The organism is Streptomyces sp. NBC_01525, assembly GCF_045040405.1.
GTDB lineage: Bacteria > Actinomycetota > Actinomycetes > Streptomycetales > Streptomycetaceae > Streptomyces > Streptomyces benahoarensis.
Genome location: NZ_CP109397.1, coordinates 4,747,272 through 4,773,491 on the forward strand (window position 1 = coordinate 4,747,272; position 26,220 = coordinate 4,773,491).

28 protein-coding genes are annotated in these 26,220 nt (G+C 72.2%); 10 read left to right on the top strand and 18 right to left on the bottom strand.

Annotated features, from left to right (window positions below; translation table 11 throughout):
- Positions 1-14 precede the first annotated feature (14 nt).
- Entirely contained in the window at positions 15-272 is a 258-nt protein-coding gene (locus OG422_RS21370; protein WP_003983230.1) for a WhiB family transcriptional regulator, read from the bottom strand.
- A gap of 320 nt (positions 273-592) precedes the next feature.
- Positions 593-1,576 carry a diacylglycerol kinase family protein gene (locus tag OG422_RS21375; RefSeq protein ID WP_143940720.1) on the bottom strand — a complete coding sequence of 328 codons (984 nt, stop codon included), beginning with the start codon at positions 1,574-1,576 and terminating at the stop codon, positions 593-595.
- A gap of 142 nt (positions 1,577-1,718) precedes the next feature.
- Between OG422_RS21375 and OG422_RS21380 the strand changes: the two genes are divergently transcribed.
- Complete coding sequence (locus tag OG422_RS21380) at positions 1,719-2,177, top strand: hypothetical protein (protein WP_405744446.1); 459 nt, start codon at positions 1,719-1,721, stop codon at positions 2,175-2,177.
- Positions 2,178-2,247: 70 nt separating this feature from the next.
- Here the strand turns inward: OG422_RS21380 and OG422_RS21385 are convergent, their stop codons facing one another.
- From OG422_RS21385 to OG422_RS21400, 4 genes are all read right to left on the bottom strand, one after another.
- Entirely contained in the window at positions 2,248-3,237 is a 990-nt protein-coding gene (locus tag OG422_RS21385) for an RNA polymerase sigma factor SigF (RefSeq protein ID WP_143940737.1), read from the bottom strand.
- 43 nt (positions 3,238-3,280) lie between these two features.
- Positions 3,281-3,694, bottom strand: coding sequence for an anti-sigma regulatory factor (locus tag OG422_RS21390; protein WP_143940718.1), 414 nt, complete (start codon positions 3,692-3,694; stop codon positions 3,281-3,283).
- 285 nt (positions 3,695-3,979) lie between these two features.
- The gene (locus tag OG422_RS21395) at positions 3,980-4,483 is read right to left on the bottom strand and encodes a GNAT family N-acetyltransferase (protein ID WP_143940717.1); all 504 of its coding nucleotides are present in this window, start codon (positions 4,481-4,483) and stop codon (positions 3,980-3,982) included.
- 168 nt (positions 4,484-4,651) lie between these two features.
- Positions 4,652-4,912, bottom strand: a complete 261-nt coding sequence (locus OG422_RS21400) for a UBP-type zinc finger domain-containing protein (protein WP_143940716.1) — start codon at positions 4,910-4,912, stop codon at positions 4,652-4,654.
- A gap of 71 nt (positions 4,913-4,983) precedes the next feature.
- Here OG422_RS21400 and OG422_RS21405 point away from each other — a divergent pair, with 71 nt between their 5' ends.
- Positions 4,984-6,582 (top strand): Na+/H+ antiporter, encoded by a 1,599-nt coding sequence (locus tag OG422_RS21405; RefSeq protein WP_405744450.1) that lies wholly within the window; start codon positions 4,984-4,986, stop codon positions 6,580-6,582.
- A 50-nt stretch (positions 6,583-6,632) separates the two neighbouring features.
- Here the strand turns inward: OG422_RS21405 and OG422_RS21410 are convergent, their stop codons facing one another.
- Positions 6,633-6,866: a hypothetical protein gene (locus OG422_RS21410; RefSeq protein WP_405744453.1), complete on the bottom strand. Its 234-nt coding sequence runs from the start codon at positions 6,864-6,866 to the stop codon at positions 6,633-6,635.
- 228 nt (positions 6,867-7,094) lie between these two features.
- Between OG422_RS21410 and OG422_RS21415 the strand changes: the two genes are divergently transcribed.
- Both OG422_RS21415 and OG422_RS21420 read left to right on the top strand, forming a co-directional pair.
- Entirely contained in the window at positions 7,095-8,009 is a 915-nt protein-coding gene (locus OG422_RS21415; RefSeq protein ID WP_143943423.1) for a glutaminase, read from the top strand.
- Positions 8,010-8,105: 96 nt separating this feature from the next.
- Positions 8,106-8,327 (top strand): hypothetical protein, encoded by a 222-nt coding sequence (locus tag OG422_RS21420; protein WP_143943424.1) that lies wholly within the window; start codon positions 8,106-8,108, stop codon positions 8,325-8,327.
- 31 nt (positions 8,328-8,358) lie between these two features.
- Here OG422_RS21420 and OG422_RS21425 read toward each other — a convergent pair whose 3' ends face one another.
- The 3 genes from OG422_RS21425 to OG422_RS21435 form a co-directional block, all read right to left on the bottom strand.
- Positions 8,359-9,297: a beta-ketoacyl-ACP synthase III gene (locus tag OG422_RS21425; RefSeq protein ID WP_143943425.1), complete on the bottom strand. Its 939-nt coding sequence runs from the start codon at positions 9,295-9,297 to the stop codon at positions 8,359-8,361.
- 350 nt (positions 9,298-9,647) lie between these two features.
- Positions 9,648-11,912, bottom strand: coding sequence for a heavy metal translocating P-type ATPase (locus OG422_RS21430; RefSeq protein ID WP_405744458.1), 2,265 nt, complete (start codon positions 11,910-11,912; stop codon positions 9,648-9,650).
- The gene (locus tag OG422_RS21435; protein ID WP_143943426.1) at positions 11,909-12,088 is read right to left on the bottom strand and encodes a hypothetical protein; all 180 of its coding nucleotides are present in this window, start codon (positions 12,086-12,088) and stop codon (positions 11,909-11,911) included. The genes OG422_RS21430 and OG422_RS21435 overlap by 4 nt, the downstream gene beginning before the upstream one ends.
- Before the next feature lie 262 nt (positions 12,089-12,350).
- On the opposite strand from OG422_RS21435, the gene OG422_RS21440 reads away from it, so the two are divergent.
- Positions 12,351-13,436, top strand: a complete 1,086-nt coding sequence (locus OG422_RS21440; RefSeq protein WP_405747943.1) for a magnesium and cobalt transport protein CorA — start codon at positions 12,351-12,353, stop codon at positions 13,434-13,436.
- Between the two features lie 162 nt (positions 13,437-13,598).
- On the opposite strand, the gene OG422_RS21445 is transcribed toward OG422_RS21440, so the two are convergent.
- From OG422_RS21445 to snpA, 3 genes are all read right to left on the bottom strand, one after another.
- Positions 13,599-14,864 carry a CynX/NimT family MFS transporter gene (locus OG422_RS21445; RefSeq protein WP_405744460.1) on the bottom strand — a complete coding sequence of 422 codons (1,266 nt, stop codon included), beginning with the start codon at positions 14,862-14,864 and terminating at the stop codon, positions 13,599-13,601.
- On the bottom strand, positions 14,857-15,603 hold the full coding sequence (locus OG422_RS21450; RefSeq protein ID WP_143943430.1) for a FadR/GntR family transcriptional regulator: 747 nt from the start codon (positions 15,601-15,603) through the stop codon (positions 14,857-14,859). Before OG422_RS21450 ends, OG422_RS21445 begins: the two co-directional genes overlap by 8 nt.
- 445 nt (positions 15,604-16,048) lie before the next feature.
- Entirely contained in the window at positions 16,049-16,705 is a 657-nt protein-coding gene (gene snpA / locus OG422_RS21455; RefSeq protein ID WP_405744463.1) for a snapalysin, read from the bottom strand.
- Between the two features lie 226 nt (positions 16,706-16,931).
- Between snpA and OG422_RS21460 the strand changes: the two genes are divergently transcribed.
- Positions 16,932-17,891: a LysR family transcriptional regulator gene (locus OG422_RS21460; protein ID WP_186000447.1), complete on the top strand. Its 960-nt coding sequence runs from the start codon at positions 16,932-16,934 to the stop codon at positions 17,889-17,891.
- A gap of 186 nt (positions 17,892-18,077) precedes the next feature.
- On the opposite strand, the gene sodN is transcribed toward OG422_RS21460, so the two are convergent.
- Positions 18,078-18,473, bottom strand: coding sequence for a superoxide dismutase, Ni (gene sodN / locus OG422_RS21465; RefSeq protein WP_405744465.1), 396 nt, complete (start codon positions 18,471-18,473; stop codon positions 18,078-18,080).
- A 188-nt stretch (positions 18,474-18,661) separates the two neighbouring features.
- Between sodN and sodX the strand changes: the two genes are divergently transcribed.
- A complete protein-coding gene (gene sodX / locus OG422_RS21470; protein WP_405744467.1) occupies positions 18,662-19,123 on the top strand; it encodes a nickel-type superoxide dismutase maturation protease in 462 nt (153 codons plus the stop codon).
- On the opposite strand, the gene OG422_RS21475 is transcribed toward sodX, so the two are convergent.
- Positions 19,027-19,656, bottom strand: coding sequence for an ABATE domain-containing protein (locus OG422_RS21475; protein ID WP_143942950.1), 630 nt, complete (start codon positions 19,654-19,656; stop codon positions 19,027-19,029). The genes sodX and OG422_RS21475 overlap by 97 nt on opposite strands.
- A 93-nt stretch (positions 19,657-19,749) precedes the next feature.
- On the opposite strand from OG422_RS21475, the gene OG422_RS21480 reads away from it, so the two are divergent.
- Positions 19,750-20,511: a class I SAM-dependent methyltransferase gene (locus OG422_RS21480; RefSeq protein ID WP_405744469.1), complete on the top strand. Its 762-nt coding sequence runs from the start codon at positions 19,750-19,752 to the stop codon at positions 20,509-20,511.
- A gap of 197 nt (positions 20,512-20,708) precedes the next feature.
- Positions 20,709-21,506 (top strand): SDR family NAD(P)-dependent oxidoreductase, encoded by a 798-nt coding sequence (locus tag OG422_RS21485; RefSeq protein WP_405744472.1) that lies wholly within the window; start codon positions 20,709-20,711, stop codon positions 21,504-21,506.
- A 91-nt stretch (positions 21,507-21,597) separates the two neighbouring features.
- On the opposite strand, the gene OG422_RS21490 is transcribed toward OG422_RS21485, so the two are convergent.
- From OG422_RS21490 to OG422_RS21500, 3 genes are all read right to left on the bottom strand, one after another.
- Positions 21,598-22,350, bottom strand: a complete 753-nt coding sequence (locus OG422_RS21490; protein ID WP_405747945.1) for an amino acid ABC transporter ATP-binding protein — start codon at positions 22,348-22,350, stop codon at positions 21,598-21,600.
- A gap of 41 nt (positions 22,351-22,391) precedes the next feature.
- Entirely contained in the window at positions 22,392-23,330 is a 939-nt protein-coding gene (locus OG422_RS21495) for an amino acid ABC transporter permease (RefSeq protein WP_405744474.1), read from the bottom strand.
- A 64-nt stretch (positions 23,331-23,394) separates the two neighbouring features.
- On the bottom strand, positions 23,395-24,366 hold the full coding sequence (locus tag OG422_RS21500; protein ID WP_405744477.1) for an ABC transporter substrate-binding protein: 972 nt from the start codon (positions 24,364-24,366) through the stop codon (positions 23,395-23,397).
- Positions 24,367-24,896: 530 nt separating this feature from the next.
- On the opposite strand from OG422_RS21500, the gene OG422_RS21505 reads away from it, so the two are divergent.
- Positions 24,897-26,114: an NADP-dependent malic enzyme gene (locus tag OG422_RS21505; protein ID WP_405744480.1), complete on the top strand. Its 1,218-nt coding sequence runs from the start codon at positions 24,897-24,899 to the stop codon at positions 26,112-26,114.
- Positions 26,115-26,220: the final 106 nt, after the last annotated feature.

A 26,220-nucleotide genomic window follows, 5' to 3' on the forward strand; every position in this document is an offset into this window, starting at 1 on the left:
ACGGGGAGTCTGTGTCAGGCGCTGGCGTTGCGCGCCCGGTTGCGAGCTGCACGGCGCTTCATCGCGCGGCGCTCGTCCTCACTCAGACCACCCCAGACGCCGGAGTCCTGGCCGGACTCGAGCGCCCACTGCAGGCACTGCTCCATGACGGGGCAGCGGCGGCAGACGGCCTTGGCTTCCTCGATCTGCAGGAGCGCAGGACCGGTGTTGCCGATGGGGAAGAAGAGCTCGGGGTCTTCTTCGCGGCAAACGGCGCGGTGACGCCAGTCCATGGCTGCTCCATCTCCTCGTATAACGGGAACGTTGCTTGTGAATGTGAACGCTTTCACGAATCCCTCCGCAGGGGAAGGGCCGAATACCAGTCGACAAACTGGTGCGGTCCTGTGGAATGAGGAGGGGATTCGGGCTCTCAAGGGGGCTGGTGAAGCTGCCGTCCCGATCGCCATGAAGAGACTCGCAAACCTCGGCGACGGATACAACCCCTACCGGAAACTTTTTTTTGATTCCTTGGTGTCGCCTAGGTCACAGCCGTACTTCTAGGGGGTGGAAGTCAGCCTAAACGTTCGAGTGAAAGGACTTTAGGCCCTACTGCTCACACAATCACACGCAGTGCCCGGCGTACGCCTGTGAACGTCACACTCGTACGCAGTCCCAGGTGGTCTCCGTCCATCTGAAAGGGCAGCGGCACCTGTGAATGCAAGGTGAAGGCCGTCAGGTCGTGCAGTGACAGTGCGTGCTTGCCGCGGGGGCCGCGCTCCGGTGTGGAGGTCAGCAGCTGGGTCGCGTAACGCGTCACGGCGGCGGGGGAGAGACGGCTCAGGGCGAAGACGTCCAGCGCGGTGTCGAACGAGGCATCCGGAAGCGGGTAGAGCGGGCGATTGCCCAGGTAGCTCCAGGGAGAGGTGTTGCAGATTATCGACATCACCAGGCCGTCGGTGATCTCCGGGGCGCCGCCGCCCGGGGCCGGACGTTCCAGGGTGATGGTGCCCTGGCGGCGGTTCTGGTCGCCCAGGAACTGCCGGACGACCTGGCGGACATAGAGGCTGTGGGTCGAACGCTTGCCGCGCTCGCGTTGCTGTTCGACGCGGCCGACCACCCCGGCGTCGAAGCCGAATCCGGCGCAGAAGGTGAACCAGCGCCCCGGTGTGGCCTCGTCCTCGCTGCCGGGGGTGCCCGCGGCGTGCCCCAGGCCGACCGTGCGTTCGCTGCCGTCCCGTACCGCGTCCAGCAGGGCGCCGGTCGCCTCCACGACATCGTTCGGCAGGCCGAGCGCGCGGGCGAAGACATTGGTGGAGCCGCCGGGCACCACGGCCAGGCGGGGGTGGGACTCCGGGTCGGGGCCGTGCGTCAGCAGGCCGTTGACGACCTCGTTGACGGTGCCGTCGCCGCCGAGCGCCACCACCAGCTCGGTCCTGCCGTCCTCGGCGGCCTGCCGGGCGAGGTCGCGGGCGTGGCCGCGGTACCGGGTCTCGGCGACCGTCAGATCGAGATCGCTGGCGAGCGCATGGGCCAGAACGTCACGGGTGCGGGCACTGGTGGTGGTGGCAGCGGGATTGACCACGAGAAGCGCGCGCATGACCGCCAGCGTACCTACCTGCTGGTACCGGCCCGGCGACGCACCTCCCCGGAAGGCGTCGCGGGCGGGGAGCCGCGGTGCCGACCGGCGCGGCGACCCGGGGGCGGCCGGTGGGCGGCGGGGGCGGCGCTACCCTGCTGAGGTGAGCAGTCAGCAGCAGAAGAAGTCCGCACGCCAGGCCGCCGCCGCACCCGCGGCCCCCGAGCGGCCCGGACCGCGCCCGGCCCGGCTGAGCGCCGCCGCGGTGCTCACCGCCGTCGAAGGCGTCGCCCTGGCCGCCCTCGGCCTCTTCCTGCTGATCGAGGGCGTCACCGGCTCGCCCGACAGCCCGCAGCAGGCCGTGACCGGCGCGGTGACCGTCCTCGCGCTGGCGGTGCTGCCGCTGGTCGCCGCGCGCGGGCTGTGGCTGCTGCGCCGCTGGAGCCGCGGCCCCTCAATGATCACCCAGATCGTGGCGCTGCCCGTCGCCTGGACGCTGATCAACGGCGGCGGCGCGCTGATCGCGGCGGGCGTCGCGCTGGCGGTCGCCGCGTTCGTCGTCCTCGGCCTGCTGGTCAACCCGACGGCCACCGTGGCGCTCGGTATCGGCCCGCGGGAGTAACCGGCGGGAACGGCGGAGGGGGCGGGGTCCACAACGGACCCCGCCCCCTCCGCCTGTCACGGCCGGGTGCTCACTCCTCGACGAGGAGCCGGTCGCGCAGCTGGGCCAGGGTGCGGGCCAGCAGCCGGGAGACGTGCATCTGCGAGATGCCGATCTCCTGGGCGATCTGCGACTGGGTCATGTTGCCGAAGAACCGCAGCAGCAGGATCTTCTTCTCCCGCGGCGGCAGATCCTCCAGCAGCGGCTTGAGGGATTCGCGGTACTCCACGCCCTCCAGCGCCTCGTCCTCCGCGCCGAGTGTGTCGGCCACCGCGGGGGACTCGTCGTCGGTGTCCGGGACGTCGAGGGAGAGCGTGGAGTAGGCGTTCGCCGATTCCAGACCCTCCAGGACCTCCTCCTCGGAGAGCGACAGATGCTCCGCCAGCTCGTGGACCGTCGGCGACCGGCCGTGCCGCTGGGACAGCTCGGCGGTCGCCGTCGTCAGCGACAGCCGCAGCTCCTGGAGACGGCGCGGCACCCGGACCGCCCAGCCCTTGTCCCGGAAGTGCCGCTTGATCTCGCCGACGACGGTGGGCGTCGCGTAGGTGGAGAACTCCACGCCGCGGTCCGGGTCGAAGCGGTCGACGGACTTGATCAGGCCGATGGTCGCGACCTGGGTGAGGTCGTCCAGGGGCTCGCCGCGGTTACGGAACCTGCGCGCCAGGTGCTCGACCAGCGGGAGGTGCATCTGCACCAGGGTGTTGCGCAGCTCCGCGTGCTCCGGGGAGCCGTCGGGGAGCTTCCGCAGCTCGTAGAACATCGCCCGTGCGCCGCTGCGGTCGTGCGGGTCGTGGGCGTGCGCCGGTTCGTGGGCGTGCGGGGGCTCCGGAGCGCCTTGGGGCTCCGGAGTCTCCTGGGACGGACGCGGCGTGTGCTGCGCCCGCTCGCCCTGCTGCTCGCTGTCGTCCATGTGGTCCGCCCGCTCTGCCTGCTCCGCTGCGTCCGGCCGGCCGCCGGGGTTGTCCGCGCCCGTCGGGTGCGGCCGGGCCTGCTGGTCCGGGATGGTCGCACCCGGCGCGATCCCCGCGCCGCGTTCGAGATCTTTCACGGGGCCCCCTGTTCGGTCATGACGGTCCGGGACCGGCGCCGCGCTCCTTGTAGAGGCTGATGGTGACCGTACGGTCCTCGGCGACGGCGGAGTCGACCTTGCCGGCCAGTGCGGAGAGCACCGTCCAGGCGAAGGTGTCGCGCTCGGGTGCGCGGCCGTCGGTGGTCGGCGCCGAGACGGTCACCTGCAGCGCGTCGTCGATGAGACGGAAGACGCAGCTCAGCACGGAGCCGGGGACGGCCTGCTGGAGCAGGATCGCGCACGCCTCGTCCACCGCGATGCGCAGGTCCTCGATCTCGTCGAGGGTGAAGTCCAAGCGGGCTGCGAGTCCGGCCGTGGCCGTACGCAGCACGGAAAGGTAGGCACCCGCAGCGGGCAGCCGGACTTCCACGAAGTCCTGGGTCCCGGGCTCGCCTGCGATCTGGGACACCCTCACCTCCAAGGTGGCACAAGCTGGATTGAGCTGATACGTGTTGAGTTGATGTGCGTGGCCACGGTGCCGCTCCGGTCGTTCCGCCGGTCGTTCCCGCAGGACGTGGCGGTGGTGCGGCGCAGCACATGGTCGGCTGTGACGCTACCGCGATCCGCGGGCCGGTGTCGCCCGGAAAGAGCATGACTGTCGTCCGGAATGCGAACGGATCCGGGGGCTCCCGGAACCGCTTTCGTCACTCATTGTAAACATATGAGTACGTACAGTGGCTAGGGGTTGGGGGCGTCAAATCCTCGACGGTGACGCTCCGTTGACCCGCGTGGTGTCCGCGAGGGCGTGCAGTTCCTTTCCAGTGAGCCGGAAGACCGTCCATCCGTCCATGGGCTGCGCGCCGATCGACCGGTAAAAGCCGATGGACGGTTCGTTCCAATCCAGGACGGACCACTCGAAACGCTCGTAGCCGCGGGCGACACAGGTCTCCGCGAGCGCCGCCAGCAGCGCCTTGCCGTGGCCCGCGCCGCGTGCGTCGGGGCGGACGTAGAGATCCTCCAGATAGACACCGTGCGTGCCCGTCCACGTCGAGAAGTTGCGGAACCACAGGGCAAAGCCCACCGGCTCGCCGTCCTCCTCCGCCATCAGCGCGAAGGCCGCGGGCTGGGGACCGAAGAGCGCTTCGGTGAGCTGCGCCTCGGTCGCCTGCGCGGCCTCGGGGGCGCGTTCGTACGTGGCGAGTTCGTGGATCATGGCCAGGATGACGGGGACATCGGCGACGGCTGCTTCGCGGATCATGCCGCCAGGCTAAACCGCGCCGGTGACAGCCCGGCAGGGAGGCCGGGAAAGGTGCCCGGAGCGCGACCGGGCGGGATGCCGGAGCGCAACCGGCAGCCGGGCCGGGCGCGCGGTCCGTACCGTCGCGCGGCGGCCGTGGAGCGCCCCGGGGCCGGGGCCCCGCCGCCCTCACACCAGGAGCTGGTCGGTGAAGCACCACCGCCAGGACTCGCCCGGCTCGAAGGAGCGCATCACCGGGTGGCCGGTCCGCTCGTAGTGCGCCGTGGCGTGGCGGAACGGCGAGGAGTCGCAGCAGCCGACATGGCCGCAGACCAGGCACAGCCGCAGCTGGACCGGGTGGCTGCCCACCTCCAGGCACTCCGGGCAGGTGTCGGTCAGCGGGGCGGGTTCGGCGCGTGGCAGATCACGGACGTGCACACACTCGCTCATGATGGCCAGGTTAGAACGGCGGCGCCGGAGGCGGGCCGCGCCGGTGTGTCAGAGGGGTACGGGACGGGCCGATGGACGTCATGCCGCTGCTGTTGCTGATCGCGGGGAGCGCCGCGGTCGCCGCGCTCGCCCGGCGTACGCCCGTACCGGCGCCGCTGCTGCTGGTCGCCGCCGGGATCGCCGCCGCGTATGTCCCGGGGGTGCCGGACTACACCCTCGATCCGCACATCGTGCTGCCGCTGGTGCTGCCGCCGCTGCTGCACTCCGCGGCCCTGGAAAGCTCCTACCTGGACCTACGGGCCAACTGGCGGCCGGTGGCGCTGCTCTCCGTCGGCTACGTCCTCTTCGCCACACTCGCCGTCGGCCTCCTCGCCCACCTGGCCATCCCGGATCTGCCGCTGACCGCCGCGCTCGTCCTGGGCGCCGTGGTCGCGCCGCCCGATGCGGTCGCGGCCACCGCCATCGCCCGCCGCCTGGGGCTGCCCGGCCGGATCACGACGATCCTCCAGGGGGAGTCCCTGGTGAACGACGCCACCGCCATCACCGCCTACAAGGTGGCCCTGGCGGCGGCGGTCGGCGCGGGCGCCACCTGGGGCGGCGGGGCCAAGGAGTTCGCCGTCGCCTCCCTGGGCGGCATCGGCGTCGGCCTCGTCCTGATGGTGCCGCTGCACTGGCTGCGCCGCCGGGTGCGGGCGTCGCCGCTGCTGGAGAACACCCTCTCGCTGCTCATCCCGTTCGTGGCGTACGCCGCCGCCGAGCAGATCGGGGCGTCCGGGGTGCTCGCCGTCGTCGTCGTCGCCCTCTACCTGGGGCACCGCTCCTGGCAGGTGGACTTCGAGACCCGGCTCCAGGAGGCGGCCGTGTGGCGGATGGTGTCGTTCCTGCTGGAGTCCGCGGTCTTCGCGCTGATCGGGCTCCAGCTGCCGGTGGTGCTGCGCGGCCTGGGGGAGTTCAGCGGCGCGCAGGCCGCCGCGTACGCCGCGCTCGTCTTCGTGGCGGTGGTGGTGGCGCGGTTCGTGTGGGTCTTCCCGGCGACGTATCTGCCGCGGGCGTCGGCCCGTATCCGGGAGCGGGAGCCGGACGTCACGGCCGCGGCGCCGCTGATCGTCGGCTGGGCCGGGATGCGGGGCGTGGTGTCGCTGGCCATCGCTTTCTCCATCCCGGCGACGGTGCACGACGGCGGTCCGTTCCCCGCCCGCAACCTGGTGCTCTTCCTGACGTTCACCACCGTCATCGGCACCCTCGTCATCCAGGGGCTGACGCTGCCGCCGCTGATCCGCGCCCTGAAGCTGCCCGGCCGCGACGCGCGCACCGAAACGCTCGCCGAGGCCCAGGCGCAGAACGCGGCCTCCCGCGCCGCCGAGGAACGCCTCGAAGCCCTCCTCGCCGACGACAGCAACGCCCTGCCCGGCCCCCTGGAGGACCGGCTGCGCACCGTGATGGAGCGCCGCCGCAACGCCGTCTGGGAGCGGCTGGGCACCGTCAACGAGACGACCGGTGAGACCGCCGACGAGACGTACCGCCGTCTGGCCGGCGAGATGATCGACGCCGAACGCCGCGTCTTCGTCCGCCTGCGCGACGCCCGCCGTATCGACGACGAGATGCTGCGCACCCTGCTCCGCCGCCTCGACCTGGAGGAGGCGGCGGCCTATCGGGAGGAGCGGGGGTGAGGGGCGCCGTCGGCCCGGGTGCCCGACGGCCGTACCCCGCTCCGCCTGGTCTACGACCGCAGAAACGCGTCCCCATGCGCCCTGATGTGTGCCTCCAGCGCGCTCAGCGCGTTCCGGGTCGCCTCCGGGGAGCCGCTGCCGCTGTGTTCGGCGTAGTAGGCGGTGCCCAGCTTCTTGAGGAGGTCGTTGCCCGCCCGCTGCTGCTGGACCTCGTCCACCTTCTGCTTGCCCTGTTCGAGGGCGCTTTGGGCCTGCTCCTTGGCGCGGTCGAGAAAACCTGCCATCACTGCCTCCTGTGAACGATCGGTCTCGTCGGGATCAACGGCCCGTCCGGCCGCCGGGTTCCCCGTGCCAGGCTCGGGCACCCGGGCGGGGGGCGCGAGGCGGGCGGGCCGTTGGGCGGGCCGGGGCACGGTGCCGGGTCGCGCGCCCGGGCCCCGCGCCGCGGTGTCGGGCACGGTAAACGGGGCCCCGCCGCGGGGTGCGGGAACGGCCGGGTTAGCGTGGCCGATATGGACTACCAGGCCGTTCTTGACGAGGTAGCGGCCTATGCGCGGCCGTATGCGGGGCAGGGCGAGGTCGCCGATTACATCCCGGCGCTCGAACGCGTCAGCCCGGACCGGTTCGGGATCGCCCTGGTCGACATCGGCGGCGCGGTGTACGGGGCGGGCGACTGGGAGACGCCGTTCTCCGTGCAGTCGATCTCGAAGGCGTTCTCGCTGGCGCTGGTGATGGCGCACGCCCACGACGACGACATCTGGTCCCGGGTGGGCCGGGAGCCGTCGGGTACGCCGTTCAACTCCCTGGTGCAGTTGGAGTGGGAGAACGGCATTCCGCGCAATCCGTTCATCAACGCGGGCGCGCTCGTCGTCACCGACCGCCTCCAGACCCTCACCGGTGACGCCAGTACGACGATGCTGCACTTCCTGCGGGAGGAGAGCGGCAACGAGGACCTCGCGTTCGACCAGGCGGTGGCCGATTCGGAGGCCGACCACGGGAACCGGAATGCCGCGCTTGCGCACTTCATGGCGTCGTTCGGGAATCTGGAGAACCCGGTCCCCAGCGTCATTGAGCACTATTTCTGGCAGTGCTCCATAGAGATGAGCTGCCGGGATCTGGCGACGGCCGGGGGCTTCCTCGCGCGGCACGGGCTGCGGGCCGACGGCACCCGGCTGCTGGAGGCGCGGGAGGCCAAGCGGATCAACGCGGTGATGCTGACCTGCGGCACCTATGACGCGGCGGGGGAGTTCGCCTACCGGGTGGGGCTGCCCGCCAAGAGCGGCGTCGGCGGCGGGATCCTCGCCGTCGTACCGGGCCGCTGCACGCTGTGCGTATGGAGCCCGGGTCTGGACCGGCGCGGCAACTCCGTCGCCGGTGCCGCGGCGCTCGACCACTTCACGACGCTCACCGGCTGGTCGGTGTTCTGAGCCGCCGGGCCCGGCCCGGGGGGGCGCCCGCCCGGCGCCGGTCGCGTTGTGGCGGCGATCTTCCTGGCGCATCGTGGGCGTAGGAGGTGCACCGCCATGGAGCACGAGATGCGCGCGGAGTACGAGGACGGCGTGACGCCGGGGCCGGAATCCCCGGTCAAGATCTGGCACATGGTCCGCTTCGAAGGGATCAAGGCGATGTGCGGCCGGATCCTCGGGGAGTCCGCCGCCACCCAGCCGGCCGATCTCTGGGGCACGCCCGAGGGCGAGCCGTTCTGCCATTCCTGCGGTGCGATGTACCTGCGCGAGGTGCCCTGAGCGCAGGTGCCTCCGGTGCTGTCCGGCCTGGTCAGGGGCAGTGGATGATCTGTCCCGCGTAGGAGAGGTTGCCGCCGAAGGCGAAGAGGAGGACCGGGTCGCCCGCGGCGATCTCGCGGCGTTCGACCAGCTTGGACAGGGCCAGCGGCACCGACGCCGCCGAGGTGTTCCCGGAGTCCACGACGTCCCGCGCGACGACGGCGTTGACCGCGCCGATCTTCCGGGCGACCGGTTCGATGATCCGCAGGTTGGCCTGGTGGAGCACGACCCCGGCCAGGTCGGCGGGGGTGATGCCGGAGCGTTCGCAGACCTGGCGGGCGATGGCCGGGAGCTGGGTGGTGGCCCAGCGGTAGACGGTCTGGCCCTCCTGCGCGAAACGGGCCGGTTCGCCCTCGATGCGGACCGCGTGGCCCATCTCGGGCACCGAACCCCACAGCACCGGGCCGATCATCGGCTCCTCGGACGCGGTGACCACGGCGGCGCCCGCGCCGTCACCGACCAGGACGCAGGTCGTCCGGTCCGTCCAGTCGGCGACGGCGGTGAACTTCTCGGCGCCGATCACCAGCGCCCGGGTCGCGGACCCGGCGCGGATGGCGTGGTCCGCGGTGGCGAGGGCGTGGGTGAAGCCGGAGCAGACGACGTTGATGTCCATCGTCGCGGGGGCCGTCAGGCCGAGGGTGGCCGCGACGCGGGCCGCGGTGTTCGGGCTGCGGCCGGTCGCCGTGCAGGTCGCGACGAGGACGAGGTCGATGTCCTCGGGCGGGACGCCGCTGGAGGCGAGGGCCTTCGCCGCCGCCTGGGCCGCCATCGCGTCGACGGTCTCGTCGGGCCCGGCGATGTGCCGGGTGCGGATACCGACGCGGCTGCGGATCCAGGCGTCGTCGGTCTCCACCATCGTGGCGAGATCGTGGTTGGTGAGGACGCCCGGTGGCTGATGGTGGCCGACCGCGAGAACGCGTGAACCTGGCATGTCATACCCTCCGGACCTGCGGTGTCGTGCGACCAGTGTGACCCGCGGCGGGCGAGCGTCCCTTGCGAGAACCGCCAATCTTCCGCCGTCTTCTCTGGAGAGATCCGACGCCTACCGGGCCCGGCCCCGCAGGCGCGTGCGACGAGGCCGGGGGCGCGCGGGACGTTTGTGCGTGCTCCGGGGCCCGGCCGCACCCGGTACGCGAACCCGTCCGCAAGCTGTACGCCGTCCCGGTCCGTACGCCGTCCCGGTCCGTACGCCGTCCCGGTCCGTACGCCACCCCGTACGACGGAGGCGGGCCCCCGGCCTCCCCGGCCCGGGCCCCGCCTCCGTGCGATCTGCTCGTACCCTCACTCCGCCGTCGCGCGGAAGCGGCGCAGGCGGAGGCTGTTGCCGACGACGAAGACCGAGGAGAAGGCCATCGCGGCGCCCGCGATCATCGGGTTGAGCAGGCCCGCGGCGGCCAGCGGCAGGGCGGCGACGTTGTAGCCGAAGGCCCAGAAGAGGTTGGTGCGGATGGTGCCGAGGGTGGCGCGGGCCAGCCGGATGGCGTCCGCCGCGGCCCGCAGATCGCCGCGGACCAGGGTGAGGTCCCCGGCCTCGATGGCGGCGTCGGTGCCGGTGCCCATGGCCAGGCCCAGATCGGCGGTGGCCAGCGCCGCCGCGTCGTTGACGCCGTCGCCGACCATGGCGACCGTACGGCCCTCGGCGCGCAGCCGCTCGATCACGGCGACCTTGTCCTGCGGCAGCACCTCGGCGATGACCTCGTCGATGCCGACCTCGGCGGCGACCGCCTCGGCGACCGCGCGGTTGTCGCCGGTCAGCAGCACCGGCGTCAGACCCAGCGCCCGCAGCCGTCGCACCGCCTCGGCGCTGGTCTCCTTCACCGCGTCGGCGATCACCAGCACCGCGCGGGCCGCGCCGTCCCAGGCGACCGCGACGGCGGTGGCGCCCGCCTCCTCGGCCTGCCGCTTCGCCGTCGCCAGCGGCTCCGGGAGCGTCAGCCCGGCGTCGGCCAGCAGCCGCTCGCGGCCGACCAGCACGGTGTGGCCGTCGACCTTGCCGCGTACGCCGAGACCGGGGACGTTCTCGAACTTCTGGGGCACCGGCAGCGCACCGGACACCGCTTCCTCGGCGGCCGTGGCGACGGCGCGGGCGATCGGATGCTCCGAAGCGTGCTCCAGCGCACCGGCCAGCCGCAGCGCGGTGGCGCGGTCCACGTCGTCGGCGAGGTGGACGCCGGTCAGCGTCATCACGCCGGTGGTGACCGTGCCGGTCTTGTCCAGGACGACGGTGTCGACGGCGCGGGTGGACTCCAGCACCTCCGGGCCCTTGAGCAGGATGCCCAGCTGGGCGCCGCGGCCCGTCCCGACCATCAGGGCGGTCGGGGTGGCCAGGCCCAGGGCGCACGGGCAGGCGATGATCAGCACCGCTACGGCGGCGGTGAACGCGGCGGTGGCACCGGCGCCGGTACCGAGCCAGTAGCCGAGGGTGCCGACCGCCAGCGCGATGACCACCGGCACGAAGACCGCGGAGATCCGGTCGGCCAGCCGCTGCGCGGCGGCCTTGCCGTTCTGCGCCTCCTCCACCATCCGCGCCATCCGGGCGAGCTGGGTATCGGCGCCGACCCGGGTCGCCTCGACGACCAGGCGGCCCCCGGCGTTGACGGTGGCGCCGGTGACGGTGTCGCCGGGCCCGACCTCGACCGGTACGGACTCGCCGGTCAGCAGGGCGGCGTCCACCGCGGACGAGCCCCCGGTGACCCGGCCGTCGGTGGCGATCTTCTCGCCGGGGCGGACCACGAAGAGGTCGCCGACGGTCAGCTCCGCGGTGGGGATACGGACCTCCCGGCCGTCGCGCAGCACCGCGACGTCCTTGGCGCCCAGCTCCATCAGGGCGCGCAGCGCGGCCCCGGCCTTCCGCTTCGCGCGGGCCTCGAAGTAGCGGCCCGCCAGGATGAACGTGGTGACCCCGGCCGCGGCCTCCAGATAGATCGAGCCGCCGCTGTCCCCGCGGGTGAGGGTCAGCTCGAAGGGGTGGTGCATGCCGGGCATCCCGGCCGTACCGAAGAACAGCGCCCACAGGGACCAGCCGAACGCGGCGAGCGTCCCCATGGAGATCAGGGTGTCCATGGTGGCCGCGCCGTGCCGCAGATTGGTCCAGGCGGCGCGGTGGAACGGCCACGCGGCGTAGACGACCACCGGGGCGGCGAGCGTCAGCGAGAGCCACTGCCAGTTGGTGAACTGCAGCGCCGGGACCATCGCCATGAGGATCACCGGGACGGACAGCACCAGCGCGGTCAGCAGCCGCTGCCGCAGCGCGGTGAGGCCGTCGTCCGCGGGCTCCGTCGCGCCCTCTTCGTCCGCCGACTCCGGCACCGGCGGCGCGGGGACCGCGGCGGTGTAGCCGGTCTTCTCGACGGTGGCGATGAGGTCGGCGGTCTCCAGTGCGCTGCCCTCGTCGAGGGAGACGCGCGCCTTCTCGGTGGCGTAGTTGACCGAGGCGGTGACGCCGTCCATGCGGTTGAGCTTCTTCTCGACGCGCGCCGCACACGAGGCGCAGGTCATCCCGCCGATCTCCAGCTCGATGTACTGCTCTCCGGGCACGGTGATCACGACTGCTCCTCGTGGTGTGCGTACGGGTGGGGGGTATGCGCGGAACTGTGTGGTGCGGGAGGTACGGGCGGCGCCGGGGCGCCGGTGGCGCGGCCGATGCCGAATCCGGCGGCGAGCACGACCAGCAGGATCAGTGCGTAGCCGCCGAGCAGGACCGGAGTGGTCGGTGCCTTCATGCCGTACTCCTCACAGGGATACCGGAACCCGGAGCGCGGGTGCTCCCAGGGGCGGGGGACGGCGGCGCCCCCGGCGTCCCTACGTGTCCAACTGTATACCCCCCAGGGGTATTTCGCCACGGCGCTGCGACCCGCCCGACGGCGCCCGCGCGCCGCCACCACGCGCGCCCGCGCCCCGCCGTCACGCGCGCCGCTCCCGGCCACCACGCGCGCCCGCTCCCTGCCGCCCGGCGGTCCGGGACGCCATACTGAGCCGGTGTCGATGATCCGTAGCCTCCGCCGCGCCGTCCGGCTGCCGCAGCCGCGCACCCGCGGTGTCGACCTCAGCCACCCCGCCCGCTCGCCGCTCGGCACCGCCGTCGTCAACTGCGCGGTGTACGAGAACGGCGTACGGCAGCCCGGCGACCACCCCGCCGACGAGGCGATCCGCCGGGTGCGCCGCTCCGGGGCCGGATTCGTGTGGATCGGGCTGCACGAGCCGACGGAGACCGAGTTCGCGGGCATCGTCGAGCTGTTCGGGCTGCATCCGCTCGCCGTCGAGGACGCCGTCCTCGCCCATCAGCGCCCGAAGATCGAGCTGTACGACGGATCGCTGTTCACCGTCTTCAAGACCGTCCGCTACGTCGAGCACGAGCAGCTCACCGACACCAGCGAGGTCGTCGAGACCGGCGAACTCATGGTCTTCACCGGCGCCGACTTCGTGATCACCGTCCGGCACGGCGGCCACGGCTCCCTCGGCCCGCTCCGCGAACAGCTGGAGCAGGATCCCGAACAGCTGGCCATCGGCCCGTCGGCGGTCCTGCACGCCATCGCCGACCTCGTGGTGGACGACTACCTCGACGCCGCCGCCGAGATCCAGGACGACATCGACGATGTGGAGAGCGACGTCTTCTCCCTCCGCGGCGGCGGCGGTGCCGGCCGGATCTACCAGCTCAAACGCGAGGTGCTGGAGCTCAAGCACGCCGTCGCGCCGCTCGACCGGCCGCTCCAGACGCTGGTGACCGAGCCGATGCCGCACGTCGACGCCCGGCTGCGGACGTACTTCCGGGACGTCGCCGACCACCTCGACCGGGTCGTCGAGCAGATCACGTCCTTCGACGACCTGCTGAACTCGATACTCCAGGCGCATCTCGCGCAGGTCACCGTCGCGCAGAACGAGGACATGCGCCGGATCAGCGCCTGGGTCGCGATCCTCGCCGTCCCGACCATGGTCTGCGGCGTCTACGGCATGAACTTCACCTACATGCCGGAGAAGGACTGGACGTTCGGATACCCGCTGGTCATGGCCATCACCTTGGGCCTGTGCCGGCTGATCCACCGTGGCTTCAAACGCAACGGGTGGCTGTGATGCAGGACCCTTCCTGAGGGAGCGGGCGGTTGTGTTCAGGGACCCTTCCTGAGGGAGCGGATGGCTGTGTTCAGGGACCCTTCCTGAGAGAAGGGGTGGCTGTGATCCGATTCAGGCACCCTTCCTGAGAGACAGGGCCCGGTAGAGAAGGCCCCCGGCGCGTTACCGCCCCGCGACGTGGAGAGGCCGCGCCGCCCCGAACCCCGCCGCGATCTGCGGGACCAGCAGCACCAGCAGGAGCGTCAGCGGCACCGTCCAGCTGCCCGCCGTGTCGTGCACCGCGCCCAGCACCGCCGGACCGGTCGCCGCCAGGATGTAGCCGAAGCACTGCGCCATGCTCGACAGCTGCGCGGTGTGCCGGGCGTCCGGCGCCCGCTCCACGATGAAGAGCAGTGCCAGGCTGATCGCCCCGCCCTGCCCCAGCCCGAGCAGCGTCATCCAGGCGTACGCCCCGCCGGCCGGCGTGGCCAGCAGCCCCGCGAACGCCACCGCGCACAGCAGCGCGCTCACCGCGGCGAGCGTCCCGGCACGCAGCCGCCGCCCCACGATCACCGGGGCGAGGAACGAACCCGCGATGCCCAGCAGCGACGAGTACGACAGCATCCACCCGGCGTCGCCCGCCGACATCCCGGCGTCCTGCAGCACCGTCGGCAGCCAGGCGGCGGCCGCGTAGTAGCTCAGCGACTGGAGCCCCATGTAGCCGGTGACCTGCCAGGCCAGCGGGGAGCGCCACAGGCCCCGCACCGGGTGCGCCGCCGCACCGGCCGCACCGGCCGGGACGCGGGTACGGGTGCCCACCTGCGGCAGCCAGCAGACCAGCGCCACCACCGCGAGGGCGCCCCAGCACGCCAGCGTGGCCTGCCAGCTCAGCCCGGCGGCCCGCTGCACGGGGACGGTCACCCCGGCGGCCAGCGCCGCGCCGCCGAACAGCGACATCGAGTACAGGCCGGTCATCAGCCCGGCGCGGGCCGGGAAGTCCCGCTTGATCAGGCCGGGCAGCAGCACATTGGCGACCGCGATCCCGGCGCCGATCACCACCGTCCCGGCGAACAGCGCCACCACCGAATCCACCAGCCGCAGCGCGGTCCCGGCGCCGATCAGGGCCATCGTGCCGAGCAGCGACCGCTCCATCCCCAGAAGGCGGCCCAGCCGGGGTGCGACCGGCGCCAGCAGCCCGAAGCAGAGCAGCGGCAGCGTCGTCAGCAGACTCGTCGCCGCCGCCGACATCCCGCTGTCGTCCCGGATGGTCCCGGCCAGCGGCGAGACCGCGACCAGCGCGGGCCGCAGGTTCAGCGCCAGCAGGACGACGCCCAGCCCCAGGTACAGGGCGCGGCGCCCGGTGGGGACGGCCGCGGGCTCCGGGGTGGCGGGGCGCGGCGGCGCGGTGGTTATCGGGCCGTCGGCGACGGCGGGTCCGGGGTCAGACACGGTGCTCTCCGGTGGTGTGCGGGCGCCCGGCGGCCCGGGCACCGTCGCCCGTGGCACCGCGCAGGGCGTCCCTCGCTTCGGTCAGATGCGCCAGTACGGCGCGTTCGGCGGCGTCCGCGTCGCCCGCCTCGATGGCGTCGACGACCGCGGTGTGGCCGTCGAGCTGGTGGTGCACCGCATCCGGTACGTGCGCGGCGAGCACCGCGTGCAGAGTGCCGCGCAGCGCGTCGCTGAGATGCGCGTACAGATCCGCCAGCACACCGTTGTGCGCGGCCTGCGCGATCAGCTGGTGGAAGCGGACATCGGCCTCCACGAACGCGTCGGTGTCCCCGGCCTCCCAGGTCCGCACCCGCTCGGCCAGCACTTCCCGCAGCGCCGCCAGATCCGCGGGCGTCCGCCGCGCGGCCGCATGGCGCGCCGCGTCCCGCTCCAGCGCGGCCCGCACCTCGTACGCCTCCAGGCTCTCCGCGTGGCGCAGCCGGCGCTGCACCGCAGCGCCGAAGTCGCTGCGGGCGCGGACGTAGGTGCCGTCGCCCTGCCGGGCCTCCAGCAGCCCGGTGTGGACCAGCGCGCGGACCGCCTCGCGGACGGTGTTGCGCCCGACGTCGAGCTGTTCGACGAGGGCGGGCTCCGGCGGGATCTTCGCCCCCACCGGCCACTCGCCGCCCTCGATCAGCGCCTCCAGCTGCTCAATGACGAGGCCGACCAGGCTGGTACGGGCGGTACTGCGCAGCGGCATCGGCGCGGCGTCCTCTCCTCGGACCGGGACGGCGGGCCGCCCACCGGCCCGCCGCGTTCTGCTGGTCATGGGAACATCCCATGTTTCTGCTGTCAAAAGAAGCCGTGCGGGAGAACCGGGCCGCGCACGCACCTGCGGCGGAGTCCGTGAAGGACTCCGCCGCAGGGCCGCGTACGGGGAAGGCGTGCACGGGGTGGCCGTACGCGGGGCCGCCCGGTGGTCCGGGAAGGGGACCGCCGCCGTGTCCGGACGCTGTCCGCCGGTGGCCCGCGCCGGTCGGGCGCGGGCGGCCGGGGCGAGGGGGGCCGGACACGGCGGGCGGGTGGGGAACCCCCGCCGGAAGACGTATGACGCCACGTCGGGCGTCATGCCGGGGCGCCGCACCGGTGGTGTGTCCGGACGGGGCGTCAGGACCGCACACCGGCCGGTGCGTCGGGCAGGTGGGTCAGGACGCCGTGGGAAGGAGCCCCGCCAGGCCGTTCGCCCACAGCTGGTTGACCTGGGCGCGCTCGTTGGCGTCCGGCTGGGTGTTCTGGCAGGACGTGCCGGGGCCGCCGCCGGACATCAGCTCGCTGCACGGGCCCTCGTAATGGTCCGGCAGACCCAGCACATGGCCGGTCTCGTGGGCCACGACGCGGGTGGAGTTGTACTCCTGGTTCTGCTGGTAGTCCAGGAAGACGTAGCCGCTGCCGTGGCCGTCGGTGCTGGCGTACGAACCGCGTGGGTCGTTGCCCTCGCGGTACTGGAAGTCGCCGCCGCCTTCCTGGAGCTTGACGTTGGAGACCGCGCTGTTCCAGATCTGCGCGGCCTGGGATATCTGGCTCGCGAACGTCGGGGCGCCGCTCGCGTCGTAGGTCACGGTGACCGACTGCGCGTGCGGGTTCGCCTTCAGCTTCTTCGCCGCCGACTTCAGCACGGCGTCGAAGAACGCCTTGGTGTCGGCCTTCTGCGCGGCCGAACCGGTGTACGCGGCCACCGAGGCGGGCGTGGAGCGATGAGAGGTGGGGGCGGAGGGCGTCGCGGACGCCGGGACCGCCGCGGTGAGCGCGGCGGCGAGGCCCAGGCCGAGCGCCGCCGACAGCGCCGTCTTGGGAGATCTCATGTGGGGGCTCCTTAATTTCCGAGGGCTACGGCCGCCGTGTGGGGCGGCGGCCGGGGCCCCGGATTTCTTGGTGCCGCCGAGTCTGGACGCAGTTCACCCGTGAGGCGGAGATGCCAGGAGGCGATAGGGCGGCTCAATACCCCAGGGGAAAGGGGCAGTTCATGGCGGTTCAGGAGTCTGGTGTGACGCCTTCGCGCATGGCTATGCTCCCCGCGTGGAGCTAGAGGTGAGGCATCTTCGAGCCCTGTGCGCCATCGCCGACTCCGGCAGCGTACGGAAGGCGGCCCGTCAGCTGGGCATGACCCAGCCGTCGCTGACCACGCAGCTCCACCGCATCGAGAAGGCCCTCGGCGGCCAGCTCTTCTTCCGCGCCGCCACCGGCAGCCGCCCCACCCCGCTGGGCCATGTGGTGCTCTCCCGGGCCCGCCCGATCGTCGCCGACATGCGGGCCCTGGTCGACGAGATCACCGCCGTCTCCGTCCGCGAACAGGGCGCCCGGCTGCGCATCGGCAGCACCAGCAGCCGTGCCGTCGCGGGCTGGCTGCGCCGCCTCCGCGCCCGCCTGCCCGGCACCGACCCCGCCCTGCGCATCGACGTCTCCGCCAACGCGCTGCTGCAGATGGTCTCTTCCGGCCAGCTCGACGCCGTCTTCGTCCACGAGGTCGAGGGTGCGCCGCTGCGCGTACCGACCAACCTCGACCAGCACGAACTCATCGCCCGCGAACCGCAGTTCATCGCCCTCCCGGCCACCCACCCGGCCACCACCAAGGAGGTCGTCGACCTCGCCGACCTGGCGGGCGACCCGTGGATGGTCGACCCGACCGTGGACGGCGAATGGGTCGGACTGCGCCGCATCTGGGCCGCCGCCGGGGTCAACCCGCGCGTCGTGCACGGCGATTACCTCACCGCCGCCGACCTCGTCGCCGCCGGCGAGGTGGTCACCCCCTGCCAGCCGACCTCCCGCCCGCGCCACGGCATGGACATCCGCCCCCTGCGCGGCGACCCCCTCGCCGTCCGCCTCTTCATGGCCTGCCGCTCCGACGCCACCCTCGCCGCCCCACCCGAGGCCCTCTTCGCCGACCTCACCGCGTCGTACACGGAGATCGCCTGGGCCAGCGCCGCGTACCGGGCGTGGCTGCTGCGGAAGGGGGACGGGGGGCTGCGGAGGGGATTGGCTTCGGCGTAGGGGGCGCGGCCCGGCGCCCGGATGGCGCAACGCGCCGAATTTCCTCCCCTGCGCGTGCAGCCGGGAACGAGGGCCCCGCCGCACATGCCGAAGGGACCCGGCGGAACATCCGCCGAGCCCCTTCGAAGCGACACTGGTCTGCGGGGGTGCACCACCCGCAGGGCGCCGTGGGTCCGATCCGGGGGATCAGGCCTTCTTCGTCTCCCAGAAGATGCGGTCGACCTCGGCGATGAGGTCCAGGGCCTTCTGGCCGGTGGCCGGGTCGTTCGAGCCCTTGGCGGCCGAGAGGGCCTTGAGGGTGTCGTTGACCAGCTGGTGCAGCTCCGGGTACTTCTCGAAGTGCGGGGGCTTGAAGTAGTCGCTCCACAGCACCGAGATGTGGTGCTTGGCCAGCTCGGCGCGCTGCTCCTTGATGAGGACCGCGCGGGTGCGGAAGTCCGCGTCCTCGTTGGCCTGGTACTTCTCCTGGACGGCCTTGACCGACTCGGCCTCGATACGGGCCTGGGCCGGGTCGTACACACCGCAGGGCAGGTCGCAGTGGGCGCTGACCTTCACCTTGGGGGCGAACAGGCGCGAGAGCATGTTCAGTCCTTCCTCGTGATCGTCTTCTCACGGGCGAGATTACTCGGTGCCGGAACCCTTTTCTCGGGCGGCCCGTGGGTCTTAGGGCAAAAGTCCGGCCACCGGCCGGGACTGATGGAGGATGGACCGGTGAGCTGGAGGGATGGTCCGGTGGGTGCCGGGCCGGGCCGGACCGGGAGGTGGGCTGGATGCCCGAGCGGGTGGACGGGCGCGGGCCCGGGAGCGGCGACGGGCCGGGGCCCGGGGCGCGGCGGCGCGGGCCGGTGTTCGGGCTCGCCGAGGTGTACAACCCGTCGATGCTGCCGACGCTCCGGCCCGGCGACCGGCTGCTGCTGCACTACGGCGCGGCCGTCCGGCCGGGTGATGTGGTGGTGGTGCGGCACCCGTTCCGGCAGGACCTGCTGATCGTCAAACGGGCCGTCGAGCGGCAGGACGGCGGCTGGTGGGTGCGGGGCGACAATCCGCAGGTGGTCAACGACAGCCGCGAGTTCGGGGCGGTGCCGGACGAGCTGGTGGTGGCGCGGGCCCGGGTGCGGCTGCGGCCGCTGGGGGCTCAGCGCTCGCCGCTGGCCGTGGCGTCCTGGGCGCTGTCGGCGGTGCGTCCGCTGCGTGCGGCGCGTTCGCTCTCCAGCCTCTTGCGGGCGCGGTAGGCGGCGACGTTGGCGCGGGTCGCGCAGCGGTCGGAGCAGTAGCGCCGCGAGCGGTTGGTGGAGGTGTCGACGTAGACGTTCCGGCAGGGGCGGGCCTCGCAGACGCCCAGCCGGTCCACGCCCAGTTCGGTGAGGTGGAAGGCGAGGCCCATGCAGGCGGTGGCGGTGTAGCCGGCGGTCGCGTTGGCCGCGTGGTCGGCGATGTGCATGTGCCAGTCGGGGCGGCCGTCCGCGTCGCGGTACTCGTGGCCGGAGATCTGCGGGCTGACCGGGAACTCCATCATCAGCGCGTTCAGCAGGTCGACGGCGCGGACCTCGTCCCCGTCGGCCGCCGCCTCGAAGACGGTCCGCAGGCGGCCGCGGACCGCGCGCAGCCGGGTCACATCGCTCTCCGTGGCGCGGCGGGCGATCTGCTGGGCGGGCCCGAAGAGCGCGCGGACCGCCTCGACGGAGGTCAGGCTGTCGCCGCCGCGCTCGGGCTCCTCGGTGTTGACGAGCCGCACGGCATAGTCCGAGTAATAGGCCAGTTCCACTTGTAGTCCTTACGGGGGCGGGCTATCGTTCCGGGCAGGTGGCCGTAATGGGTGTTGTGGCTACGAGGGTATTACACGTGGAAGGGGTTCGTGATGACGGAGACCGTGGACGGGGCCGACTGGCAGGCGTGGCAGGACAGTTGGGACCGGCAGCAGGAGTGGTACATGCCGGACCGCGAGGAGCGGTTCCGGGTGATGCTCGACATGGTCGAGGCGCTGGTGGGCACCGCGCCCCGGGTGCTCGACCTCGCCTGCGGCACCGGCTCGATCTCCGACCGGCTGCTGAAGCGCTTCCCGGAGGCCGAGAGTGTCGGCGTCGATCTGGATCCCGCACTGCTGGCCATCGCCGAAGGGTACTTCGCCGGTGACGCGCGGGTGCGGTTCGTCCGTGCCGATCTGAAGGACCCCTCCTGGACGCGGCAGTTGCCGCACGAGTCCTACGACGCGGTGCTCACCGCCACCGCGCTGCACTGGCTGCACACCGAGGACCTGCGCGGGCTCTACGGGCAGCTGGGCACCGTGGTGCGCGACGGCGGCGTGTTCATGAACGCCGACCACATGCCGGAGGGGTCCACCCCGCGGATCAACGCCGCCGACCGTGCGCAGCGCCACGCCCGGATGGACCGCGCCAAGGCCGCCGGTGCGGTCGACTGGGCCGACTGGTGGAAGCTGGCCGCCGCCGACCCGCTGCTGGCCGGGCCGACCGCCGAGCGGTTCGAGATCTACGGGGAGCACGCCGACGGCGACACCCCCTCCGCGCAGTGGCACGCCCAGGTCCTGCGGGACTCCGGCTTCGCCGAGGCGCGGACGGTGTGGCGGTCGCCGAGCGATGCGCTGGTGCTCGGGTTGAAGTGAGGCGGGGGTGAGGCCGGGGGCGCACCCTTTCGGAGGCGCGCCCGGCCCGTGCCCCGGCCCGCGCCCTCCTGCCGTACGGCGGCTGCCCGGCCCCGCCGCCGTACGGCCGTCCCGGCTCCCGGGCCCCCGCTGCCCGTGACCTGTCCGGGGGCCGGACGCCCCGCCTCCGGGCGGCGGACACCGTTTATGGTGCGGGCATGACACCTCAGACGCCGCAGACGCCTCACAGTTACCTCTCCGACCTGTTCTCGCTGGAGGGTCTGAATGCCGTGGTGACCGGCGGCAGTTCCGGTATCGGCCGGGGGATCGCCGGGGCGCTCGCACGGGCCGGGGCGCGCGTCGTGGTCGTCGCGCGCCGGGAGGCGGAGCTGGCCGCCACCGTCGACGAGCTGACCGCCGACGGCCGCCGGGCCGCCGCCGTGAGCTGCGATCTGGGCAGCCGCGCCGGGGTGCGCGCCGGGGCGGAGGAGGTGGCCGCGGTCTTCGGCGAGCCCGACATCCTGGTCAACAGCGCCGGGATCAACCTGCGGCCGCCGATGGGGGAGATGACCGACGAGGTCTGGGACGCCACGATGGCGGTCAACCTGGAGGCGCCCCATCTGCTGGGGCGCCGGTTCGGCCCCGGTATGGCCGAGCGGGGCTTCGGCCGGATCATCCACGTCAGCTCGCAGCAGGCGCACCGCGCGTTCGTGCAGAGCGGGGCCTACGGGGTCTCCAAGGGGGCGCTGGAGTCGCTGGCGCGTTCGCAGGCCGAGGCGTGGTCGCCGCACGGCGTCACCTGCAACACGCTGGTCCCGGGCTTCGTGATGACCCCGCTCAACGCGCAGCTGTCGTCCGACCCGGAGCGGGTGGCGGCGCTGGCCGCCCGCACCCTGACCGGCCGCAACGGGCTGGCCGAGGACTTCGCGGGCGCGGCGGTGTTCCTGGCGAGCCGCGCCTCCGGTTACGTCACCGGGCAGTCCCTCTTCGTCGACGGCGGGTTCTCCGTGCACTGAGGGCGGCCGCCCCGAACGCGCCGGAGGCGGTACGCGCCCCCAGGGCCCGTACCGCCTCCGTAATCCCGCCGGGATCAGCCCCGGCCCCGGATCACAGCACCTTGGACAGGAACGACTTGGTGCGCTCGTGCCGCGGGTTGCCCAGGACCTCGCGCGGGTGGCCGGACTCGACGACCACGCCGTCGTCCATGAAGACCAGCGAGTCGCCGACCTCACGGGCGAAGCCCATCTCATGGGTGACCACGACCATCGTCATACCGTCCGCGGCCAGGTCCTTCATCACATCGAGGACGTCGCCGACCAGCTCCGGGTCGAGCGCTGAGGTCGGCTCGTCGAAGAGCATCAGCTTCGGCTCCATCGCCAGCGCGCGGGCGATGGCGACGCGCTGCTGCTGGCCGCCGGAGAGCTGCGAGGGGTAGTTCCCGGCCTTGTCCTTCAGGCCGACGCGGTCCAGCAGCTTGGTGGCGCGCTCCCGGGCGGACGCCCGCGACTCGCCCTTGACCTGGACCGGCGCCTCCATGATGTTCTCCACCGCGGTCATGTGCGGGAAGAGGTTGAAGCGCTGGAAGACCATGCCGATGTCGCGGCGGCGGGCGGCCACCTCGCGGTCGCGCAGCTCGTAGAGCTTGCCGTTCTGCTCGCGGTAGCCGACCAGCTCACCGTCGACCGACAGCCGCCCGGCGTTGATCTTCTCCAGGTGGTTGATGCAGCGCAGGAACGTCGACTTGCCGGAGCCGGACGGGCCGATCAGGCAGAAGACCTCCTTGGGCGCCACCTCCAGGTCGATGCCCTTGAGGATGTGGGCCGCGCCGAAGGACTTGTGGACGCCCTCGGCCTTCACCATCGGGGCCCCGGAGCCCTTGGCGGGGGCGGACTTGCTGGCGGTCATGCGGCACCTCCGGCGCGGTGGAAGCTCCCGGCCAGCTTCGCCTTGGCGCGCTGGAGCGGGGTGGGCGGCAGCTGGCGGCTGGCGCCGCGGGCGTAGTACCGCTCCAGGTAGTACTGGCCGATGCTGAGCACCGTCGTGGCGATCAGGTACCAGGCGGCGGCGAGGATCAGCATCTCCACCACGACACCGGAGTCCCGGCCGACGTTCTGCGCGGCCTGGAGCAGGTCGTAATACTGGACGGCGATGACCAGCGAGGAGGTCTTCAGCATGTTGATGACCTCGTTGCCGGTCGGCGGGACGATCACCCGCATCGCCTGCGGCACGACGATCCGGCGCAGCGTCTTGGCGTGGCTCATGCCGAGCGCGTGCGCCGCCTCCGTCTGCCCCTCGTCGACGGCGTTCAGGCCCGCCCGGCAGATCTCCGCCATGTACGCCGCCTCGTTGAGCCCGAGGCCCAGCAGCGCGCACAGGAACGGCGTCATGAAGTCCGACCACTCGTCCTTGTAGATCGGCATGATGTCGATGTACTGGAAGACGAGACCGAGGTTGAACCAGAGGAAGAGCTGGACGTAGACCGGCGTGCCGCGGAAGAACCAGATGTAGAACCACGAGACGGACGAGGTCACCCGGTTGTTCGACTGGCGCATCACCGCGAGGATCACGCCGAGCACGATGCCGATGACCATCGACAGCACGGTGATCAGCAGGGTGTTGCGCAGACCCTTGAGGATGTCCGCGTTGAAGAGGTATTCGGGGATGGCGCCCCAGTTGACGTTCCCGGAGGCGAAGGCTTGTACGAGCGCCGCGATCACTCCGAGGACGACGAGCGCCGCCACCCAGCGGCCGTAGTGGTGGACGGGGATGGCTTTGATGGACTCGGGCGGGGACGGTGTGCCGGCCGGGGACCGGTCCGACTTCTCGACGTCGACTGACACGGATGCTGCCTTTCGGAGGTTCAGCGGATCGGCGGGGAGGGCGCGGAAGCGGGCGCCGCGGCGGTCAGGAACCGCCGTTGAGCTTCGCTTCCGGGACCGCCGCTTCCTTGACGTCCCACTTGTCGAGGACCTTGGCGTAGGCGCCGCTCTTGATGGCGCGCTCCAGTGCTGCCTTGAGCGCGTCGCGCAGCTTCTCGCTGCCCTTGGGCACGGCGATGCCGTACGGCGCGGCCTTCACCGGCGCGCCGCCGACCATCTGGAAGTCGTTGCCGTGGCCGGAGACCTTCACGGCGTACGCGGCGACCGGGTAGTCGCTGGAGACCGCGTCCACACCGCCGGTGCGCAGCCGGGTCTGGGCCTCGGAGTCGTTGTCGAACGCCTCCATGGCGATCGGCTGCTCGCCGTTCTTCTCGCACTTCTTCGACTGGTCCTTGGCCAGATCGTGCGAGACGGTGCCGCGCTGCACCGCGATCTTCTTGCCGCACAGGGCGTCCCAGCCGTCGATGCCCTGCGTCTTGCCCTTCTGGGTGTAGATCGAGACGCCGACGTTGAGGTAGTCGATGAAGTCGACGCCCTCACCGATCTTCTTGCCGGTGCTGGAGTCGATGCCTTGCTGGCGTTCCCTGGTGTCCGTCATCGCGGACATCGCGATGTCGTACCGCTTGGACTTCATGCCGCCCATGAGGGTGTCGAAGGTGGCGTTGTTGAAGTTCAGCTTGACGCCCAGTTCCTTGCTCAGCACGGCCGCCAGATCGGGGTCGATGCCCTCGATCGCGCCGTCGCTGCGGAACTCCACCGGCTTGTACGTGATGTCCGAGCCGACCTGGATGAGCGCCTTCTCCTGGACGTCCTTGGGGAGCAACTTGAAGAGCGGGGCGCTGGTGTCACGATTCTTCACCGCCTCACGGCGGGCGACGGCCGCGTCGGTCTGGTCCCCGCAGGACGTCAGCAGCAGCGCGGCCGCGACCGCGGTCGCCCCGGCCACGGCTGTCCGAGACCTGCCGGAGGCCGTGCGACGGGTGGGACGTGCGGTCATGCTGATCCTCCTGCGGATGGGGAAAAGCCGGCGGGCAACGGCCGGGAAGAAGGGCTCACAGCCACCCCGACCTCGGTCGATGGACGGAATCCTGCCATCAGGGATCCGATATTCGGACTGCCGTTCAGGTCAAAATCGGATAACGGACCAGGGGTGTTCGGCTCGGCCTGCTCCACCGCCGTGCGGTGACCGGGATCTACGGCACGGGCCCCTCTGCCCCGCCCGTCCGGATGTCTCGAAATATGGACGAGGACCCCTAACCCTCCCGGGGATTCGCCCCATTGATCTTTATTGCCGGATCCGCCGGGGGGTGGGGTGACGGATCTGGCTCGTCGCCCGCCACGCCCGTCCGGTAGAAAGGGGCGTTACACCCCTCATCCGGGGCTCAGGGCGCGTGTGCGGCGCGCCCGGCGTCCGTACCTCCCCCCGCGTACCGGTCATCCGGCGCGCAGGGAACGGACGCGGTGCCCGCCCACCTCCCAACCAGGGGTGGCCACCCTCACCATTTACGAACAAAGGGGTTCAACAAAGTGGCAGCGGAGATCGTCAATCCTCGCAGCGACAGCACCGACGAGGGGGCCGACGGCGTCGGCGCCTCCTTCGACCCGGCCTTCGCGCTGCACCGTGGCGGCAAGATGGCCATCCAGGCGACCGTCCCCGTCCGCGACCGGGACGACCTGTCCCTCGCGTACACGCCGGGCGTCGCCAAGGTCTGCAGCGCCATCGCCGAGCGGCCCGAGCTGGTGCACGACTACACCTGGAAGTCTCAGGTCGTCGCGGTCGTCACGGACGGCACCGCGGTGCTGGGCCTGGGTGACATCGGCCCGGAGGCGTCCCTCCCGGTGATGGAGGGCAAGGCCATCCTCTTCAAGCAGTTCGGTGGCGTGGACGCGGTGCCGCTCGCGCTCGCCACCACCGACGCCGACGAGATCATCGAGACCGTCGTCCGGCTGGCGCCCTCCTTCGGCGGCGTCAACCTGGAGGACATCTCCGCGCCCCGGTGCTTCGAGATCGAGCGCAAGCTCCAGGAGCGGCTGGACATCCCGGTCTTCCACGACGACCAGCACGGCACCGCCGTCGTCACGCTCGCGGCGCTGCGCAACGCCGCCAAGCTGACCGACCGGGCGCTGGGCCAGCTGCGCGCCGTCATCTCGGGCGCGGGCGCCGCCGGTGTGGCCATCGCCAAGATCCTCATCGAGGCGGGCATCGGCGACGTCGCGGTCTGCGACCGCAAGGGCATCGTCTCCGCGGGCCGCGGCGACCTCACCGAGGTCAAGCGGGAGCTGGCCGGCTTCACCAACAAGGGCGGGCGGACCGGTTCGCTGGAGGACGCCCTCGACGGCGCGGACGTCTTCATCGGTGTCTCCGGCGGCACGGTCCCCGAGTCCGCGGTGGCCACCATGGCGAAGAACTCCCTGATCTTCGCGATGGCCAACCCGACCCCGGAGATCCACCCGGACGTCGCCCACAAGTACGCGGCCGTCGTCGCCACCGGCCGCAGCGACTTCCCGAACCAGATCAACAACGTGCTGGCCTTCCCCGGCATCTTTGCCGGTGCCATGAAGGTGCGGGCCTCGCGCATCACCGAGGGCATGAAGCTCGCCGCGGCCGAGGCGCTGGCCGCCGTCGTCGCCGACGAGCTGAGCGCCGAGTGCGTGATCCCCTCGCCGTTCGACGAGCGCGTCGCCCCGGCCGTCTCCGCCGCCGTCGCGGCCGCCGCCCGTGCGGAGGGTGTGGCACGCGCCTGACGCGTGCCGCGGCCTCGCCGCGTTGCCGACGGGCCGGGCCCGCGCCTCTTGGGGTGCGGGCCCGGCCCGTTGTGCGTGCGGGGCCCGGCCCGTTGGGGGTGGGGGA